Source organism: Pseudomonas sp. AC242, from assembly GCF_979258655.1.
The window spans coordinates 1,234,582-1,253,056 of sequence record NZ_OZ409873.1 but is presented as its reverse complement, the minus strand read 5'-3'; the positions used below and the strand labels follow the sequence as shown (position 1 = coordinate 1,253,056).

Here is an 18,475-nt window from a genome sequence, read left to right as displayed (position 1 = left end):
CATGCGTTCTCTAACCTTCCACCTGAAAATCCTGATCACCATTCTGGTGCTCCTGGGCGTTTCGGTTACGGCCTATCAGATTTTCGTGCTCGGCATTCCGGTGACCGAAGATGCGACCGACGACTTGTGGAACATCGACGCCAAGGTCGAATTCGTCGCCAGCACCAAGGATCCGGTGAAGATCCAGATGTTCGTGCCGCCGTTGAGCCGCGATTACGTCAGCCTCAACGAGAGTTTTATCTCCAATAACTACGGCGTCGCCGTGAACCGCGTCGACGGCAACCGCAAGGTCACCTGGTCGGCGCGCCGGGCCAAAGGGAATCAGACGCTTTATTACCGTCTGGTGCTGACCAAGCGTTACACCGCGGAAAAATCCAAGATCAAAGGCCCGACCTTCCGCGACAGCATGGTCATCGAAGGCCCGGAGAAAATCGCCGCCGAAGCACTGCTCGCGCCGATCCGCCAGCATTCCGCCGACGTCGAAACGTTTATTGGCGAGGCGATCAAACGCGTCAACAACGTTAACGACGACAACGTGAAACTGCTGCTGGCCGGCGATCCGTCGACGCCGCACAAAGCCAAAATCGTTGAACTGCTGTTGTCCATCGCCCACGTGCCGGTGGAAAAAGTCCACACCATCCGCCTCGTCGCCGACCAGCCGCAAACGCCTGAACTGTGGCTGCGCAGCTTCAACGGCAACGACTGGCTGTACTTCAATCCGGAAACCGGCGAACAAGGCCTGCCGACCGACCGTCTGCTGTGGTGGACCGGCGATGAGAACCTGATCACCGTCGACGGCGGCAAGAAGGCCAACGTGACCTTCAGCCTGAATAACAGCGAGATGAACGCGATTCGTCTGGCCAAGCTGACCGACGAAAACACCGACGCCAACTTCCTCGAATACTCGCTGTACGGCCTGCCGCTGCAGACCCAACAGACGTTCATGATCATGGTGATGATCCCGATCGGTGTGCTGGTGATCCTGATCCTGCGCAACCTGATCGGCCTGCAGACCCTCGGCACGTTCACCCCGGTACTGATCGCCCTCGCCTTCCGCGAAACGCAGCTGGGCTTCGGCATTCTGCTGTTTACCGTGATCACCGCGCTGGGTCTGTCGCTACGTTCGTACCTGGAACACCTGAAGCTGCAAATGCTGCCGCGACTCTCGGTGGTGCTGACCTTTGTCGTGGTGTTGATCGCGGCGATCAGCCTGTTCAGCCATAAGCTCGGTCTGGAGCGCGGCTTGTCTGTTGCGCTGTTCCCGATGGTGATTCTGACCATGACCATCGAACGCCTGTCGATCACTTGGGAAGAGCGCGGTGCCAGCCATGCGATGAAAGTCGCGATTGGTACGCTGTTTGCCGCCTCGCTGGCGCACCTGATCATGACCGTGCCTGAGCTGGTCTATTTCGTGTTCACCTTCCCGGCGATCCTGCTGATTCTGGTTGGCTTCATGCTGGCGATGGGGCGTTATCGCGGCTACCGCCTGACTGAACTGGTGCGTTTCAAGGCTTTCCTGAAGAAGGCTGACGCCTGATGTTCGGTTTCTGGAAGACCTGGAAGGCCCTCGAGGCGCGGGGCATCATGGGCATCAATCGGCGTAACGCCGACTACGTGCTCAAGTACAACAAGCGCAGCCTGTACCCGATCGTCGATGACAAGATCATCACCAAGGAGCGCGCCATCGCGGCCGGCATTCACGTGCCAGAGCTGTATGGCGTGATTTCCACCGAAAAGGAAATCGACAAGCTCGGCGAGATCATCGGCGGGCGCAGCGACTTCGTGATCAAACCGGCCCAAGGCGCTGGCGGTGACGGCATCATTGTCATCGCCGACCGTTTCGAAGGTCGCTATCGCACGGTATCGGGCAAAATCCTCGCCCACGAAGAGCTTGAGCATCACATCTCGAGCATCCTCACTGGCCTGTATTCGCTGGGCGGCCATCGTGACCGGGCGCTGATCGAATACCGCGTGACTCCGGATCAGATCTTCAAAAGCATCAGCTACGAAGGTGTGCCGGACATCCGCATCATCGTGCTGATGGGTTATCCGGTGATGGCGATGCTGCGCCTGCCGACCCGGCAGTCGGGCGGCAAGGCCAACCTGCACCAGGGCGCGATTGGCGTGGGTGTCGATCTGGCGACCGGTTTGACCCTGCGCGGCACCTGGCTGAACAACATCATCACCAAACACCCCGACACCACCAACGCGGTGGACGGCGTGCAACTGCCCTACTGGGACGGTTTCATGAAACTCGCCGCGGGCTGTTATGAGCTGTGCGGGTTGGGCTATATCGGCGTGGACATGGTGCTCGATCAGGAGAAAGGTCCGCTGATTCTGGAGCTGAATGCGCGGCCGGGGCTGAATATCCAGATCGCCAATGACTGTGGGCTGACATTGCGCACGCACGCGGTTGAAGCGCGTCTGGAAGAGCTGAAGGCGCGTGGGGTGACGGAATCGGTTGAAGAGCGGGTGGCGTTTACTCAGGAAATGTTTGGGCATATTCCTGCTGTCGAAGGCTAAGAGCTGCAAAACTAAAAGCCCCTCATCGGAACGCCGCCCGCCTACCCCTCTCCCAGAGGGAGAGGGGACTGACCGATGTGGATGTTCGAGGTACGCCGACCTGAACGTCTTGAGTCAAACTCAGGCCTTGAAAAGCATGCAGATCGGCTCCCTTCACCCAAAATATCGAGCCGAACCCAAGTTTTGAAAAGCCCCCGATCTGCTCCCTTTCCCCCTCGCCCCCCTTGGGGGAGAGGGCTGGGGTGAGGGGGTAGGCTTTTGATTTTGATCTGACAGCCGAGAGAGGACTACAATCCCCACCCCGCCTCAACGGCCGATCTGCCCCGCCCATGTTGACCTGCTCCGTACACCCGCTGCCCTACCGCGCCAATCCCGCCGACTATTTCGCGGCCATCCGCAACGCGCCTGGCGCCGTGCTGCTCGACAGCGGCCGACCGAGTGCCGACCGTGGCCGTTATGACCTGCTCAGCGCCTGGCCGCTGGAACAACTGGCGGTAATGCCGGACGAAAGCGGCGATCACTTCCTGCAGCGTCTGCGCGACAATCTGAATCGCCTCGGCGAAGCTGATTTGCCAACGGGTTTCGACCTGCCCTTCGCCGGCGGTTTGATCGGCTATCTGAGCTACGACTTCGGCCGCCATCTGGAAAACCTGCCGAGCCAGGCCCGCGATGATCTGCAATTACCGGATGCACGTTTTGGCCTGTACGCCTGGGCACTGATCAGCGATCACCAGACGGCCAGCAGTCAACTGGTGTTTCATCCATCCGTGATCGATAGCGAGAAAAAGCGGCTGATCGCGCTGTTCAGTCAGCCGCTTGTCGAGTTGATGGCGCCGTTCAAACTGAACCAGCCAATGACCGCCGATCTCTCGGCTGACAACTACCGTCAGGCCTTCGAACGCATTCAGCATTACATTCAGGCCGGCGACTGCTATCAGGTCAACTTCGCCCAACGCTTCCGCGCTTCGTGCCAGGGCGACCCATGGCTGGCTTACTGCGCATTGCGCAAGGCCTGCCCAACGCCGTTCTCCGGTTTCCAGAGCCTGCCCGATGGCGGCGCCGTGTTGAGCCTGTCGCCAGAGCGCTTCGTCAAAGTCAGCCAGCGTCAGGTGGAAACCCGGCCAATCAAAGGCACTCGCCCCCGTGGCCTGACGCCAGCCGAAGATACCGCGAACGCCGCCGAACTGCTGGCCAGCCCCAAGGATCGTGCGGAAAACCTGATGATCGTCGACCTGCTGCGCAACGACCTCGGGCGCACTTGCCGTATCGGTTCGGTGCGGGTGCCGGAGTTGTTCAGCCTGGAAAGCTATCCGAACGTGCATCACCTGGTCAGTAGCGTCACCGGTGAACTGGCCGATGATCGCGACGCACTGGATTTGATTGCCGGCAGTTTCCCCGGCGGCTCGATCACCGGCGCGCCGAAGATTCGTGCAATGCAGATCATCGATGAACTGGAGCCGACCCGGCGCGGGTTGTATTGCGGCTCGTTGCTGTACCTTGACGTGCGCGGCGAGATGGACAGCTCCATCGCGATTCGCAGTCTGTTGGTCAAGGATGGGCAGGTGTGTTGCTGGGGCGGTGGCGGGATTGTCGCTGACTCGGATTGGCAGGCTGAGTATCAGGAGTCGATCACCAAAGTCAGAATCCTCCTCGAAACCCTGCAAAACCTCTGAGTAATGATCGTTCCCACGCTCCGCGTGGGAATGCAGCCCGGGACGCTCCGCGTCCCATCCAAAGCCGAACGCGGAGCGTCCGTTGAGGCATTCCCACGCAGAGCGTGGGAATGATCGTCAGGTGGTTGGGTTTACAGGCTGAGGTCGCGGTTTGAGGCCTTAAGGAATTCCTGCTTCAACTCGGCAAAGGTGTGCACCGCGGGGAACTGCGGGAACTCGCGAATCACATTCTCCGGCGCGTGGAACAGAATCCCCGCATCCGCCTCGCCCAGCATCGTCGTGTCGTTATACGAATCCCCCGCCGCAATCACCCGGTAATACAGGCTTTTGAACGCCAGCACCGACTGGCGCTTGGGATCTTTCTGACGCAACTGATAGCTGGTCACCCGCCCGGTTTCGTCAGTGATCAGACGATGGCAAAGCAAGGTCGGGAAGCCCAACTGGCGCATCAGCGGCTGTGAAAACTCGTAAAACGTATCCGACAGAATCACCACCTGAAAGCGCTCGCGCAGCCAGTTGACGAACTCCACCGCGCCGTCCAGCGGCTTCAGTGTGGCGATCACTTCCTGAATGTCCGACAGCTTCAAACCGTGCTCATCGAGGATGCGCAGCCGCTGTTTCATCAGCACGTCGTAATCGGGAATGTCCCGGGTGGTGGCCTTGAGGGATTCGATTCCGGTTTTTTCGGCGAAGGCGATCCAGATTTCCGGCACCAACACCCCTTCAAGATCCAGGCAAGCAATTTCCACAAGACACTCCCGTTTGTATTGATTATTTGAGTCGAGCGAGGGCGAACTCTAGCGACTCACAGGCAGACGCGCAACGCACGGCAGGCCCCCGAGCCGTGCAGCTTTTTGTTACCATCGGCCCCATATAGAGCGCCCAGCGCCACCGACCTGTAGGAAGCCGCCCTGATGAGTGCAACGTTCGACGTCGTGGAACTCGCCACGACCTATGCCAACAAATCCGCGCAAGACATTCTCAAACTCGCGTTTGCCGAGTTCGGCGATGACTTGTGGATATCTTTCAGCGGCGCCGAAGATGTGGTGCTGGTGGACATGGCCTGGAAGCTCAACAAGAACGTCAAGGTGTTCAGCCTCGACACTGGCCGTCTGCACCCGGAGACCTACCGCTTCATCGATCAGGTGCGCGAGCACTACAAGATCGACATCGAACTGGTGTCGCCGGACTACACGAAACTGGAACCGTTCGTGAAGGAAAAAGGCCTGTTCAGTTTCTACAAGGACGGCCACGGCGAATGCTGCGGCATCCGCAAGATCGAACCTTTGCGGCGCAAACTGTCCGCCGTCAACGCTTGGGCAACCGGCCAGCGCCGCGACCAGAGCCCGGGCACTCGTAGCGCCGTGGCGGTGATGGAAATCGATACCGCGTTCTCCACCCCGGAGCGCACCCTGTACAAGTTCAACCCGCTGGCGCAGATGACCAGCGAAGAGATCTGGGGTTACATCCGCATGCTCGAGCTGCCGTACAACAGCCTGCATGAGCGCGGCTTTATCAGCATCGGCTGCGAACCGTGCACCCGCCCTGTCCTGCCGAACCAGCACGAGCGCGAAGGCCGCTGGTGGTGGGAAGAGGCGACGCAGAAAGAATGCGGGTTGCATGCCGGGAATATCATTAGCAAAGCGTAACTCCCTGCCGCGCTGATTTCCCCCTGTAGGAGTGAGCCTGCTCGCGATAGCGGTGTCTCAGTCGATGAATTTTTTGGCTGATACACCGCTATCGCGAGCAGGCTCACTCCTACATGGATTTGTAGCGACTCCAGAAATGTGTACACACGAATGTCACCATCGGTGCCATTTATGTGTGCACTTTTTACTTTCAGCGCCCTGAAAAGTTACATCCCTGCCAAAAACACCTCGCCTCCGCCCGCTATCAAAATCCCCCGCCAAAAATAAATACCTGTTCGAACGGTCAATTTTTAACCAGCCAATTTCAAAGACTTAGCACTCATCGATAACTTTTCGAAATGAACACGGCCGCCTATAGATCCGCAACTGGCACAAATCTGGCTTTGGTGCATGCATGTTTTGTATACAAAACTGCAAAACATAAAACCACTTTCGATCCGCAAGCCTGAAGCGCCCTATCCCGTACAGGCTGCAGATGCCCCGTAACCAGTGATGCTTTCACTGCTGCGACGAAGATTTGTCGAGCCTGACGGCTTATGCACAGTCATCGCAGCCTTGAACATCAGGAGCCTGCCGGAATGCGTACAAGTCTCTCCAACAACATCGCGCTGAATCTGCCCGCCTCTGTCCCCGCTCAACCGTTACCTCATGACGGTCTGAGCGAGCCGTTACAACTCAGTCCGCGCCTGCACAACAATGATCTCGCGCCGACCAAGGCCGAAGGTCGGCGCTGGGGCAAATACAGCATCTTCGCCCTGTGGACGAATGACGTGCACAACATCGCCAACTACTCGTTCGCCATCGGCCTCTACGCCCTGGGTCTGGGTGGCTGGCAGATTCTGCTGTCGCTGGGGATCGGCGCGGCGCTGGTGTACTTCTTCATGAACCTGTCCGGTTACATGGGGCAGAAAACCGGCGTGCCGTTTCCGGTGATCAGCCGGATCAGTTTCGGCATCCACGGCGCGCAAATTCCTGCACTGATCCGGGCAGTAATCGCCATTGCCTGGTTCGGGATTCAGACGTATCTGGCGTCAGTGGTTTTCCGCGTACTGCTGACTGCCGTGCATCCGGGCTTCGCCGAGTACGACCACGACTCGATTCTTGGCCTGTCGACGCTGGGTTGGGTGTGCTTCGTGGCGATCTGGTTTGTGCAGCTGGCGATTCTGGCCTATGGCATGGAGATGGTTCGCCGTTATGAAGCGTTTGCCGGGCCGGTGATTCTGCTGACCGTGGCCGCCCTCGCCGCGTGGATGTACTTCCAGGCGGACGCGACCATCGCCTGGTCGATCCGCGAACCGCTGACCGGTGGCGAGATGTGGCGCAACATTTTTGCTGGCGGCGCGTTGTGGCTGGCGATCTACGGCACGCTGATTCTGAATTTCTGCGACTTCGCCCGCTCTTCGCCGTGCCGCAAGACCATCAAGGTAGGAAACTTCTGGGGTTTGCCGGTGAATATTCTGGTGTTCGCTGCGATTACCGTCCTGCTGTGCGGTGCGCAATTTCAGATCAATGGCCGGATCATCGAGAGCCCGACCGAGATCATTGCCTCGATTCCCAACACCTTCTTTCTGGTACTCGGTTGCCTGGCGTTCCTGATCGTCACCGTGGCGGTGAACATCATGGCCAACTTCGTCGCCCCGGCCTTCGTGCTCAGCAACCTGGCGCCGAAGTACCTGACCTTCCGCCGCGCCGGGCTGATCAGCGCCACCATCGCCGTGTTGATCCTGCCGTGGAATCTCTACAACAGCCCGTTGGTGATCGTGTACTTCCTGTCTGGCCTCGGCGCCCTGCTCGGCCCGTTGTACGGCGTGATCATGGTCGACTACTGGTTGATCCGCAAAGGCCGGATCAACGTGCCGCAGCTCTACAGCGAAGATCCCAACGGCGCCTATTACTACAGCCGAGGCGTCAATTTCCGCGCGGTGGCGGCGTTTATTCCTGCGGCGTTGATTGCCATCGTCCTGGCGCTGGTCCCGGGTTTCCACAGTGTCTCGCCGTTCTCCTGGCTGATCGGCGCCGGGATCGCCGGAATGCTCTATCTGATCATCGCCAAACGCCAACCGCACTACGCCGACATCAGCGGCGAATCGATCGCTGTCGACAACGTCTGCCATTAACTCCCTCGCGGCCCGGACTTCGGGCCGCAGAACTGCCCGCTATAAGGATTTCCCCATGCGTATTCTCGTGGTCAACGTCAACACCACCGAATCCATCACCGAAGCCATCGCCCGCTCGGCGCAGGCTGTTGCGTCACCCGGTACCGAAATCGTCGGTTTGACGCCGTACTTCGGTGCCGACTCGATTGAAGGCAACTTCGAAAGCTATCTGGCGGCCATCGCGGTAATGGATCGGGTGATGTCTTACGATCAGCCGTTCGATGCGGTGATTCAGGCCGGTTACGGCGAGCACGGCCGCGAAGGCCTGCAGGAATTGCTCAATGTGCCGGTGGTGGATATCACTGATGCGGCGGCGAGTACGGCGATGTTTCTCGGCCATGCCTATTCGGTGGTGACCACGCTGGATCGCACCGTGCCGTTAATTGAGGATCGGCTGAAATTGTCCGGTCTGTGGGATCGGTGTGCTTCAGTTCGGGCCAGTGGTCTGGCCGTTCTAGAGCTGGAGCACGAACCACAACGCGCCCTGGAAGCGATCGTGCATCAGGCTGAACTGGCGGTGACGCAGGACAAAGCCGAGGTGATTTGCCTGGGTTGCGGTGGCATGGCCGGGCTGGATGAACAGATTCGTCGACGCACTGGCGTGCCGGTGGTGGACGGGGTGACAGCAGCGGTGACGATTGCGGAATCGCTGGTGCGCTTGCGCTTGTCGACGTCGAAAGTGCGGACTTATGCAACGCCACGGCCGAAGAACATCATTGGCTGGCCGGGGCGGTTTGCCCGCTGAGGTCATCAGCGAAAACCGAGTCAACCCATTCGCGAGCAGGCTCGCTCCCACAGGGGAAATGCACTCCAAATGTGGGAGCGAGCCTGCTCGCGAAGGCCACACCTCGGTCTGATACCTTGCTCAGATAGCACTGAACCGCCGCGCCACCCCCTGCTCCGCAAACTGCTCAATCACATAATCGACAAACGCCCGAGTCTTGCCCGGCAACAACTTATGCTCGGCGTAGTAAATCGAAATGTTGCCATCATCGACAAACCATTCCGGCAGCACTCGCTGCAACGTCCCCGCCTCCAGATACCCGACCGCAAACGGCATGCTCACCAGCGCGATGCCCAAGCCTTGTGCTGCTGTCCTGCAAGCGGCCTCGGAATCACTCATGGTCATCCGCGCCTTGAGCATCAACGGCTGACAGTTCTGTGGATTGCGTCCGGTCAATTGCCAGGAACGCACGCGTCCGGTCTGCGGCGAGCGGATCAGAATGCCGTCGTGATGATTAAGGTCATCCGGCTCGATGATCGGCGGATGGGCCTGTAAATAGTCGGTAGACGCGACCAATATCCGGTGCGCCGGGCTCAGCTTGCGCGCGATCACGCCTTGCGGCAGTTCGAAACCGCCACCGATGGCCGCATCAAAGCCCTGGGCGATCAGATCGACCTGTCGATTATCGAAATGCCAGTCCGGATTGATCGCGGGGTAGCGCTGCAGAAACTCACCCAGCATCGGCACGATATGCAGACAGCCAAACGCGGCGCCCATGCTGACTTTCAGCGTTCCCGCCGGCAGCCCTTCGACGCTGGAGAGATTGGCCACGGCATTTTGAATGGTGGTCAGGCTACCGCTGACTTGATCCAGAAACAGTTGTCCGGCCTCGGTCAGTGTCAGGCTGCGTGTACTACGCTGGAACAGCCGCACGCCGAGCCGAACCTCGAGTTTGGCCACGCTCTTGCCGACGGCTGCCGGGGTCAGACTCAAGCGTCGTGCGGCCTCGGCAAAGCTGCCGACTTCGGCACTGCGCACGAAGCATTCAATGCTGCTGAAGGTTTCCATGATCGCCACTATAAACTTCTGGTTTACACAGACTATAGCAATCATGGTCTACACAGTTGTCGATACTACGCCGATACTCGCCACCAACACCAAGGCACTCCCGCCTTGAACACTCTGGAGATCGAACATGACCACTCAACACCTCGGCGGCAAAGTCGCTCTGATTCAAGGCGGTTCCCGTGGTATCGGCGCAGCCATCGTCAAACGTCTGGCCGCTGAAGGCGCTGCAGTAGCCTTCACTTACGTCAGCTCCGCGGCGAAAGCCGAAGAGTTGCAGAACAGCATCACCAGCAACGGCGGCAAAGCCCTGGCGATCAAGGCCGACAGCGCCGATGCCGCCGCCATCCGCCACGCCGTCAGCGCCACGGTCGAAGCCTTTGGCCGCCTCGACATTCTGGTCAACAACGCTGGCGTGCTGGCTGTTGCACCGCTGGAAGACTTCAAACTCGAAGATTTCGACCAGACCGTGGCAATCAACATTCGCAGCGTTTTCATCGCTTCCCAGGAAGCCGCCAAACACATGGGCGAAGGCGCACGCATCATCAACATCGGCAGCACCAACGCCGACCGCATGCCCTTCGCCGGCGGCGGTGTGTATGCGATGAGCAAATCGGCGCTGGTCGGTTTGACCAAAGGTCTGGCCCGCGACCTCGGTCCTCGTGGCATCACCGTCAACAACGTGCAACCCGGCCCGGTCGATACCGACATGAACCCGGCGCACGGTGATTTCGCCGAAAGCCTGATCCCGCTGATGGCGGTCGGTCGTTACGGCAAAGCCGAAGAAATCGCCAGTTTCGTTGCCTATCTGGCAGGCCCGGAAGCCGGTTACATCACCGGTGCCAGCCTGACCATCGACGGTGGTTTCGGCGCCTGATTTATCTGAGTCGACTGAACGAAAAACGCCGCCCCTCTGTTTACACAGGGGCGGTGTTTTTTTGTCAGATGTTTACGCCCATTCCAGCGCCGGCAAGCCACAGGCACTTGGCGTGAACGCTTTCAGGCTACGAAGAATCCCGTCAGCGTGTGCGTATTTTTCATCGGCCATGGCGGCATCGGGGATGGCGATCGCGGTCATGCCGGCGGCTTTCGCGGCGGTCACACCGAACGGTGAATCCTCGAACACCAGGCAATCCTCAGGTGCCACGCCCAAGCGTCGGGCAGCGGTCAGAAAGATATCCGGCGCCGGTTTGGCCGCGCCGACTTCCGGATCGTCTGCCGTGACAATGAAATCGAACAGCGCGAACCAGTCGCGGTGCAGCGTGGTTTTCTGGCCGAACGACTGACGCGAGGAACTGGTCCCCACGGCAATCGGGATGTTGTGCGCCTTGAGATGGCGGATCAACTCTTCGGCACCCGGCATCGCTTGTGCGGTGGGAAAACGCTCGCGCATCAGCGGCTCGCGAATCACCAGAAATTCTTCGGCGGTGATCGGTAGATCCAGTGCCTGCACCACGTAATTGGCCAGATCGTTGGCCCCGCGACCAATGATGTTCTGCTTGATGCTCCAGTCGAAAGTGCGCCCGTAACGCTGGGCAATCAGCGAGGTGACTTCGGTGTAAATGCCCTCGGTGTCCAGCAGCAAACCGTCCATATCGAAAATCACGGCCTTGATCGGGCCGAACGCCTTCAGCGGTGCATTCATCATCGGATCCGTTAACAAAGACATCCCGGGCGGCACGGTTGGTGCCGCTACGCGGATCTGATTAAAGGGTTCAGCAGCATAACGAGCGCGACGGACATTGAGCAACGGGCAATGTTTGTTGGGCGATGAACTACTCGCAGATATTTAGCGAAACATCCTACAGATAACGCCTACTCGCCCGACTTCTTTCCTGATTGATCCCCCGCAAAGTCCCCGCACCTTTTTGATGTGCGCGAGAGACTGCGAATGCTTCCAACCGATCGGCTTCTGGTCCTGAACAACAGCATCGGCCTGCTCGTTGTTGCTGCTTTGAATCCCGATGAGCCGGACTTCGAACACCTGATCCGCGAGTTTCGCCTGTGTCTGAACCACTACGACGCTTGGGCCGAGCAGTTCTGGACCGGGACCGCGCTGGATGTCGAGCAGGTGTTTACTGTCGGCAACGACGTGCGCCTCAGCGCGCCGATCAAGTCGCGCCAGCCGCTCAGTTCATCGGTGGTCATGTGCCCGGCCAGCGGGGCGCTGACGCTGGTGCACATGTTCGACGCCGCGCGGTTTGTGCCGATTGGCGATACCCCGGTGACCCTCGAGACGGTGCTTGCCGATGTCGGCGGCGTGCTGACTTTCGGCGAAGCGCTGCATTACACCATCGGCCCCAGCGGCATTCTGCAGGTGACCGACTGCGATCGGGGCCAGCGTTATCGCATCACCTTCTTTCCCGATGTTTCCACCGACCATGTGCGTGCTCTGTATGCCTCTTATCAAGGTGTCATTGCAGGCCTGGAGGGCTGGCTGCGCTCTGAGTGGGCAGGGTTTCAACCACAATGGACGGAGTTTTCCAGCGCCGGATTTCTTGAGCGTTACGGTCAGCTGCAACAGGCCGACTGGCGTGGATTCGAGAGAGCACTGAATGGTGTTTGGGATGACATCCGCCAGGTATTCGCCCTGCTCGCCGATTTGCAGGCCAACAGTGAAAAATTGCTGGAATACCTCAGCGAGGCCGAGCTTGAGGCGTTGTTGAATGCCTCCAGCGACGCCATTGCCAACGGTCTGCTGGTCCTCAGTGACGAACCGCTGCTGTTCATTCATCTGGCCGCGTTTACCAGTTGGCTGAAGATGCTCCCGCCGCAGTATCTGGCTGAAGTGGTGGCCGAGGTGCGGGCCGAACTGCTGATCGGTTTTCTGCTGACGTCGTTGTCGGGTGGCGTCGGCGTGCCACTGCGTTTGAGCAGCAAAGTGCTGGCGAAGATCAAGTCGCCCCGGGCTCGAGAGTGGTTGGCGGCATCCGCGTTGCGGTTGGCGGAACTGACTTCTGCGCCGGAGCTGAATAGACACGCGGGCGCGTTGAAGCCACTGATGTTTCACGCGCGTGACGTTGAGTTGAAACCGACACCGTCGATACCGCTGAACATTCGTCAGGCCGATTCGCTGGTGTTGACGGTGCCGAATCCGGCGCCTGTGGTGCGGGACAAGCCTGGCGCTTCGAGCCGAATGGAACGGCATGAGCCTCACGACGACTCGCCGGATCAGGCGAAAAACCCTAACGGCGACAGCGCTGATTGCGTGCCCTTCACCTGCACCAACGGTTGTCCGGTGTCGATGGTCACCGGCGAAGAACTGCTGACCCTGAGCGATGCGGTGCTTGATGGCGTGTTGCCGTTTGAGTTTGCGCGGTTGTATCGCTCCAGCGCTGCTGAGATCAATGTCGGGCTGGGGTTTGGCTGGAGCCATTCGCTGGCGCATCGGCTGGAGTTTTTCGCTGATGAGGTGGTTTGGGTCGATCACGAAAACCGGCGTACGCGGTTTCCGTTGCCGAGCGTTGAAAGACCGGCGATTCACAACAGTCTGTCGCGGGCGGCGATCTTTCTGGGGGATGAACCGGAGGAGCTGATCCTCGCGCTGGCCGGGGAAACAGCGCGCTTTTATCACTTTCGTGCAGGACGGCTGACGGCGATCAGCGATGGCTATGGCAACCGTCTGACGGTGCAGCGCGATCGCTCTGACCGGGTGCAGCGACTGGACAACGGCGCCGGGCGTTCGCTGCTGTTGCGCTATGACCGCGCGCAGTTGGTTGGTGTGGATTACCAGGTGTTTCGCGACGGTGCCTGGAGCACCGAACAGGCGCTGGTCAGTTACCGCTACGACGCCTATCAGCACCTGATCGAAGCGACCAACGCCGTCGGTGACAGTGAGCGTTACGACTACGACGACGCTCACGTGATCCTGCAACGACAACTGGCGGGCGGGGCGAGTTTTTTCTGGGAGTGGGAACGGTCGGGCAAGGCTGCGCGTTGCGTGCGCCACTGGGCGTCGTTTTCGCAGATGGACACGCGTTACGTCTGGAACGACGACGGCAGTGTCGCAGTGCATTACGTCGATGGCACCGAAGAGACTTACGTCCACGATGATCGTGCGCGGCTGGTGAGTAAAGTCTCAGCGGATGGTGGCAAGCAGCTCAAGGCCTATGACTCTTCGGGGCGGTTGATCGCCGAACAGGATGCCTTGGGTGCGGTCACCGAATACCGCTACGACGAGGTCGGACGGCTGGTGGCGCTGATTCCGCCGGCTGACGCGCCAACGTCCTACGAGTATCGCAACGGTTTCCTGCATAAACGCTCTAGCGGTGACGCGGTGTGGATCTACCGGCGCAATGCCGAGGGCGATGTCACCGAGGCGGTCGATCCGGACGGCCAAGTTACGCATTACTACTACGACACCCGTGGGCAGTTGCTGTCGATTCGCTACCCGGACAGCAGTCGGCATCGGTTGGTCTGGAATGCCCTCGGCCAACTCATTGAAGAGACCTTGCCCGACGGTGGCGTGCGGCGTTTTTCCTACGACGCGCTGGGGCGGCGGACCACAACCGCCGACGAACACGGTGCGGTCACCCGTCAGCATTGGGATGCGGTTGGCCGACTGATCCAGACGACATTTCCTACCGGCAGCACCCGCGCTTACAGCTACGGCGCCTACGGTCAGGTCACCGCCGAGCGCGATGAACTGGGGCGCATCACCCGTTATGAATACGACGACGATCTGCATCTGGTCTCGCGGCGGATCAACCCCGACGGCACGCAGGTGCAGTACCGCTACGACCATGCGCAACTGCTGCTCACCGAGATTGAAAACGAGTCCGGGGAAAAATACCGGCTGGACTACACGCCGACCGGGCTGATTCGTCAGGAGGTCGGTTTTGACGGCCGCCGCACCGCGTACGTCTATGACCTCAACGGGCATCTGCTGGAGAAGACCGAGTTCGGTGATGACGGCTCGACGCTGATTACTGGATATGCAAGAGATGCTGCCGGGCGCCTGTTAATCAAGACCCTGCCCGACGGCATCAAGGTCACCTACCAATACGACCGCCTCGGCCGTTTGATTGGGGTCGACGACGGCCAGCAACACCCGCTGGCCTTCGAGTACGACCGTCAGGACCGCTTGATCACCGAGCATCAAGGCTGGGGCTCCCTGCGTTACCGCTACGATGCCTGCGGCCAGCTCAAGCGCATGCGCCTGCCGGACAACAGCGTGCTCGACTACCGCCACGCCAAGGGTGGCGCGCTGACCGACATCGACCTCAACGGCACGCCGCTGACCCGTCATGTCTATCAGTCCGGACGCGAACGGCAACGCCAGCAGGGTTTGCTGCTCAGCGAATACACCTACGACGATCAGGGCCGATTACTCGCGCATGCCGTAGGCCATCAGCGCGATGCGTTGTTCCGCCGCGATTATGCCTACAACGCCAACGGCAATCTCGCGCACATCGCCGACAGCCGCCACGGCCAGCGCACCTACGGCTACGACGCCCTCGACCGCCTCATCCGCGTACGCCACTCACGTGACGAACTGCCGGAAAGCTTCGCCCACGACCCGGCCGGCAACCTGCTGATGCAGGACCGCCCCGGCCCGAGCCAGATCAAAGGCAACCGCCTGCTGATGCAGGGCGACCGCCACTATGACTACGACGCCTTCGGCAACCTGATCCGCGAACGTCGCGGCCGCGCCCAGACCCTCGTAACCGAATACCGCTACGACAGCCAGCACCGCCTGATCGGCCTGACCCGCCCCGACGGCCAGACCGCCAGCTATCGCTACGACGCCTTCGGCCGACGCATCAGCAAAACCGTCAACGGCGAGACCACCGAGTTTTTCTGGCAGGGCGATCACCTCGTCGCCGAAAGCAGCGAACGCGAATACCGCAGCTACGTCTACGAACCCGGCACCTTCCGCCCGCTCGCCTTGCTCGACGGCAAAGGCCCGCAAAAAGCCTGCCCGTTCTACTACCAACTCGACCACCTCGGCACCCCGCAGGAACTCACCGACTACAGCGGCGACATCGTCTGGTCCGCGCAATACGACGCCTACGGCAAAGTCGCCGCGCTGACCCTCGCCGGCGACGACTACCTGAACCAGCCGCTGCGCTTTCAGGGACAGTACTTCGATGCGGAAAGTGGGCTGCATTACAACCGGCACCGGTACTACGACCCGAGGCAGGGGCGGTATCTGACGCCGGATCCGATCAAGTTGGCCGGTGGGCTGAATCAGTACCAGTACGTGCCGAATCCGACGGGGTGGGTGGATCCGTTGGGGTTGAGCTCTAACTGCCCGCCGCCGAATAAGCCGGGTTGTGAGATGTCGGGTGGGGTTGCTGGGGCTAAGGTAGATGAGGGTGAGCCACAATTACCGGGCTTGATTCATGGCGTTGACCCACATTCAGTGAAGCGAACGCACGCAATTATGGGGAAAAAATCAACTAAACACGTCGAAAAAATAAGGGATGCAATGCGAGCAGATGGGTACGACATGAACTATCCCATAGATGTAGCGGAACATCAGGGCACCCTCTATATTCTAGATGGGCATCACCGTGCAGCGGCTGCAAAACAAACAGCTACTCCTATAACTATAAAATTGATCACAAACATCAGAGAACACAAAGGAGAACTTAATACCATCGAAGAAGTAATTGAATCAGCTGAAAATGTCGGACACGACCGATTGGAGCATCACAGAAGAAGATGAACACAGACGATAAAAATCTTGAGGATCTAATAAATGACTTTCTTTCAAAAGTAGACTACGGCACGGAGTTACTACTAAAAAAATTCGGCACTCGAAATATTTTAAGACTTTGGCGGAGCAAGAAAATCGAACGTTGCGGTGAAATAACTAATGGAATTCAATATGAACTGCACGGCGTAGGGTGCGCCATTCATTTCCCATCAGAATCAGTGGACTTCGACTATGGATCGGACAACAGAATCGACGGCTTTGATGTGTGGCGCCTCTACATTTACGCTAGCGACAGGCCATCTAAATACAAAAAATACTGCGATAAAAAAATAGTTGAAGAGGAGTTTAAAGAATACATCTCATCAGGCCGAATAGAAAAAATGTCGCCATCAGACAACCTTTATATACGCGTCAACCATGCTTTAACTGCGAAATAACAAAAAATTAACGGCGACCTCTTCCGCTCCAACATTTTTACCAACGTTAACCTTCGCAAGCAAACCAATCAGAATCAAGGGGCCTGAAGTATAGGCCCCGGATATTTAAATTCAGTGCGCTGCCATGCTCGACTCTCAAGACAGCTTATTGCTCATCCTCATCCTCTTCATACTCCATATCCGCCTCATCCGAATCATTCAGCGGCACCGTCGCATCATCCATCAGTGAGCCCGGATCTTCATTCCCCGGATCATTGATAAACGGCAATCCACTCGAACCTTTCTCTTCCTTGCCCTCAGTTTCGGGAGTCATGGCAAACCTCATCATCTCGTGGCGTGTATAACGTTCGAAAAGCCCCACAGCCAATCGTTCCGAAGTCTGACGAGCAAATACAAAAAACCCGGCAAAATGCCGGGTTTCCGTTTAACCATCCATCAATGATGGCGGTTTTTATGTTTGTTCTTGTTCTTGTGCTTGTGGCCACCACCCGAATGAGATCCGCCATCGTCACCGAGGTTATTGCCGACCGCACCACCGGCCGCGCCGCCCAACCCAGCGCCAATGGTCGAACCGGTCGAGCCGCCGAGGCTGTTGCCGACGACCGAGCCGCCCGCCGCGCCGAGACCACCGCCAATGGCGGCTTCGGTTCGATTGCGTTTGTTCGCCCCGACGGCACTGCCGGCCGCGCCGCCAACGCCTGCACCTACCGCTGCGCCAGTACTGCCACCGAGTTGTCCACCGACCACATTGCCGAGCGCGCCGCCCAGGCCACCACCCACAGCGGCGGTGCCATCACCAGCGGCCATCGCCCCTTGTGCTACCAGCAAACCGAAAAACAGTGCAGATAATGACAAGCGCATATGAACCTCACAGTTCCCGAAGCGGGACAGTCCGCCCAGACATGGGCCTATGTGAGATTGGAGACGCAAACCGGGAAAACGTTCAGCCATGAAAAAGCCCGACATTGAGCCGGGCTTTTTCTGACAAACGATCAGTCTCAGTGACGCTTGTGTCCTTTGGACAAGTTGCTGCCCACTGCGCCGCCAGCTGCGCCACCCAAGCCTGCACCAATGGTCGCGCCGGTCTTGCCGCCCAGGCTGTTGCCGATCACCGAACCACCGGCTGCGCCAACACCGCCGCCAATCGCCGCTTTGGTCCGGCTACCCTTGCGCGCCGCCACTGCGCTGCCCGCCGCGCCTGCTACGCCAGCACCAATGGCCGCGCCAGTGCTGCCGCCCATTTTCTGGCCGACGACATTACCCAGCGCGCCACCCAAACCACCGCCCAGCGCCGCAGTGCCATCACCGGCAGCCATTGCACCTTGAGCAACCAGAAGCCCCAGAACCAGAGCGGGCAGTGTTAAACGCATGACGTAAACCTCAAAATAGGGATGACAAAAAGGGCCGGGATTTAATGCCGTCGCCGCGCAAAAGTCCAGACGAAATCAGAGGCTTCGCGCACATGGCGCCGATTGGACAGCGATTCTGCAAAAGGTTTTATGACAGGCAAAAAAAAGCCCGCTGGGGAGACGGGCTGGAGACTTGCTTTCTAACGGATGGCTTCACCCTACTGCGGCAGACGTGAAA

15 protein-coding genes are annotated in these 18,475 nt (G+C 59.0%); 9 read left to right on the top strand and 6 right to left on the bottom strand.

Features of this window, described 5'->3' with window-relative positions:
* The first annotated feature begins 1 nt into the window (after window position 1).
* The 3 genes from rloB (at window position 2) to pabB (ending at window position 4,196) form a co-directional block, all read left to right on the top strand.
* Window positions 2-1,537: an osmotic stress tolerance membrane protein RloB gene (gene rloB, locus ACZZ0A_RS05725; RefSeq protein ID WP_007916437.1), complete on the top strand. Its 1,536-nt coding sequence runs from the start codon at window positions 2-4 to the stop codon at window positions 1,535-1,537.
* The gene (locus tag ACZZ0A_RS05720; protein WP_095189425.1) at window positions 1,537-2,523 is read left to right on the top strand and encodes an alpha-L-glutamate ligase-like protein; all 987 of its coding nucleotides are present in this window, start codon (window positions 1,537-1,539) and stop codon (window positions 2,521-2,523) included. Before rloB ends, ACZZ0A_RS05720 begins: the two co-directional genes overlap by 1 nt.
* Window positions 2,524-2,852: 329 nt before the next feature.
* Window positions 2,853-4,196: an aminodeoxychorismate synthase component I gene (gene pabB, locus ACZZ0A_RS05715; protein WP_463542628.1), complete on the top strand. Its 1,344-nt coding sequence runs from the start codon at window positions 2,853-2,855 to the stop codon at window positions 4,194-4,196.
* A 131-nt stretch (window positions 4,197-4,327) separates the two neighbouring features.
* On the opposite strand, the gene thrH is transcribed toward pabB, so the two are convergent.
* A complete protein-coding gene (gene thrH / locus ACZZ0A_RS05710) occupies window positions 4,328-4,945 on the bottom strand; it encodes a bifunctional phosphoserine phosphatase/homoserine phosphotransferase ThrH (protein ID WP_007916444.1) in 618 nt (205 codons plus the stop codon).
* 165 nt (window positions 4,946-5,110) lie between these two features.
* Between thrH and ACZZ0A_RS05705 the strand changes: the two genes are divergently transcribed.
* From ACZZ0A_RS05705 to ACZZ0A_RS05695, 3 genes are all read left to right on the top strand, one after another.
* Entirely contained in the window at window positions 5,111-5,845 is a 735-nt protein-coding gene (locus ACZZ0A_RS05705) for a phosphoadenylyl-sulfate reductase (protein ID WP_414893405.1), read from the top strand.
* A 578-nt stretch (window positions 5,846-6,423) separates the two neighbouring features.
* A complete protein-coding gene (locus ACZZ0A_RS05700; RefSeq protein ID WP_123374751.1) occupies window positions 6,424-7,962 on the top strand; it encodes an NCS1 family nucleobase:cation symporter-1 in 1,539 nt (512 codons plus the stop codon).
* A 55-nt stretch (window positions 7,963-8,017) separates the two neighbouring features.
* Complete coding sequence (locus ACZZ0A_RS05695; RefSeq protein ID WP_007916448.1) at window positions 8,018-8,746, top strand: aspartate/glutamate racemase family protein; 729 nt, start codon at window positions 8,018-8,020, stop codon at window positions 8,744-8,746.
* Window positions 8,747-8,866: 120 nt separating this feature from the next.
* Here ACZZ0A_RS05695 and ACZZ0A_RS05690 read toward each other — a convergent pair whose 3' ends face one another.
* Entirely contained in the window at window positions 8,867-9,793 is a 927-nt protein-coding gene (locus tag ACZZ0A_RS05690; RefSeq protein ID WP_463542627.1) for a LysR family transcriptional regulator, read from the bottom strand.
* 127 nt (window positions 9,794-9,920) lie between these two features.
* On the opposite strand from ACZZ0A_RS05690, the gene ACZZ0A_RS05685 reads away from it, so the two are divergent.
* Complete coding sequence (locus ACZZ0A_RS05685; RefSeq protein ID WP_007916450.1) at window positions 9,921-10,667, top strand: 3-oxoacyl-ACP reductase family protein; 747 nt, start codon at window positions 9,921-9,923, stop codon at window positions 10,665-10,667.
* Between the two features lie 72 nt (window positions 10,668-10,739).
* Here ACZZ0A_RS05685 and ACZZ0A_RS05680 read toward each other — a convergent pair whose 3' ends face one another.
* Window positions 10,740-11,435: an HAD-IA family hydrolase gene (locus ACZZ0A_RS05680; protein ID WP_007916451.1), complete on the bottom strand. Its 696-nt coding sequence runs from the start codon at window positions 11,433-11,435 to the stop codon at window positions 10,740-10,742.
* Between the two features lie 246 nt (window positions 11,436-11,681).
* On the opposite strand from ACZZ0A_RS05680, the gene ACZZ0A_RS05675 reads away from it, so the two are divergent.
* Entirely contained in the window at window positions 11,682-16,460 is a 4,779-nt protein-coding gene (locus tag ACZZ0A_RS05675; RefSeq protein ID WP_463542626.1) for an RHS repeat-associated core domain-containing protein, read from the top strand.
* Window positions 16,457-16,888: a DUF6896 domain-containing protein gene (locus ACZZ0A_RS05670; RefSeq protein WP_463542625.1), complete on the top strand. Its 432-nt coding sequence runs from the start codon at window positions 16,457-16,459 to the stop codon at window positions 16,886-16,888. The genes ACZZ0A_RS05675 and ACZZ0A_RS05670 overlap by 4 nt, the downstream gene beginning before the upstream one ends.
* A gap of 145 nt (window positions 16,889-17,033) precedes the next feature.
* On the opposite strand, the gene ACZZ0A_RS05665 is transcribed toward ACZZ0A_RS05670, so the two are convergent.
* From ACZZ0A_RS05665 to ACZZ0A_RS05655, 3 genes are all read right to left on the bottom strand, one after another.
* Entirely contained in the window at window positions 17,034-17,201 is a 168-nt protein-coding gene (locus ACZZ0A_RS05665) for a hypothetical protein (protein WP_007914082.1), read from the bottom strand.
* Between the two features lie 122 nt (window positions 17,202-17,323).
* Entirely contained in the window at window positions 17,324-17,749 is a 426-nt protein-coding gene (locus tag ACZZ0A_RS05660; RefSeq protein WP_095124920.1) for a glycine zipper domain-containing protein, read from the bottom strand.
* 137 nt (window positions 17,750-17,886) lie between these two features.
* A complete protein-coding gene (locus tag ACZZ0A_RS05655; RefSeq protein WP_007914079.1) occupies window positions 17,887-18,258 on the bottom strand; it encodes a glycine zipper domain-containing protein in 372 nt (123 codons plus the stop codon).
* Window positions 18,259-18,475 lie beyond the last annotated feature (217 nt).

Excerpts from the sequence above, each read along its gene's own strand:
- rloB (WP_007916437.1), top strand. The coding sequence starts at position 2 with ATGCGTTCTCTAACCTTCCACCTGAAAATCCTGATCACCATTCTGGTG.
- ACZZ0A_RS05720 (WP_095189425.1), top strand. The coding sequence starts at position 1,537 with ATGTTCGGTTTCTGGAAGACCTGGAAGGCCCTCGAGGCGCGGGGCATC.
- pabB (WP_463542628.1), top strand. The coding sequence starts at position 2,853 with ATGTTGACCTGCTCCGTACACCCGCTGCCCTACCGCGCCAATCCCGCC.
- ACZZ0A_RS05705 (WP_414893405.1), top strand. The coding sequence starts at position 5,111 with ATGAGTGCAACGTTCGACGTCGTGGAACTCGCCACGACCTATGCCAAC.
- ACZZ0A_RS05700 (WP_123374751.1), top strand. The coding sequence starts at position 6,424 with ATGCGTACAAGTCTCTCCAACAACATCGCGCTGAATCTGCCCGCCTCT.
- ACZZ0A_RS05695 (WP_007916448.1), top strand. The coding sequence starts at position 8,018 with ATGCGTATTCTCGTGGTCAACGTCAACACCACCGAATCCATCACCGAA.
- ACZZ0A_RS05690 (WP_463542627.1), bottom strand. The coding sequence starts at position 9,793 with ATGGAAACCTTCAGCAGCATTGAATGCTTCGTGCGCAGTGCCGAAGTC.
- ACZZ0A_RS05685 (WP_007916450.1), top strand. The coding sequence starts at position 9,921 with ATGACCACTCAACACCTCGGCGGCAAAGTCGCTCTGATTCAAGGCGGT.
- ACZZ0A_RS05680 (WP_007916451.1), bottom strand. The coding sequence starts at position 11,435 with ATGAATGCACCGCTGAAGGCGTTCGGCCCGATCAAGGCCGTGATTTTC.
- ACZZ0A_RS05675 (WP_463542626.1), top strand. The coding sequence starts at position 11,682 with ATGCTTCCAACCGATCGGCTTCTGGTCCTGAACAACAGCATCGGCCTG.
- ACZZ0A_RS05670 (WP_463542625.1), top strand. The coding sequence starts at position 16,457 with ATGAACACAGACGATAAAAATCTTGAGGATCTAATAAATGACTTTCTT.
- ACZZ0A_RS05665 (WP_007914082.1), bottom strand. The coding sequence starts at position 17,201 with ATGACTCCCGAAACTGAGGGCAAGGAAGAGAAAGGTTCGAGTGGATTG.
- ACZZ0A_RS05660 (WP_095124920.1), bottom strand. The coding sequence starts at position 17,749 with ATGCGCTTGTCATTATCTGCACTGTTTTTCGGTTTGCTGGTAGCACAA.
- ACZZ0A_RS05655 (WP_007914079.1), bottom strand. The coding sequence starts at position 18,258 with ATGCGTTTAACACTGCCCGCTCTGGTTCTGGGGCTTCTGGTTGCTCAA.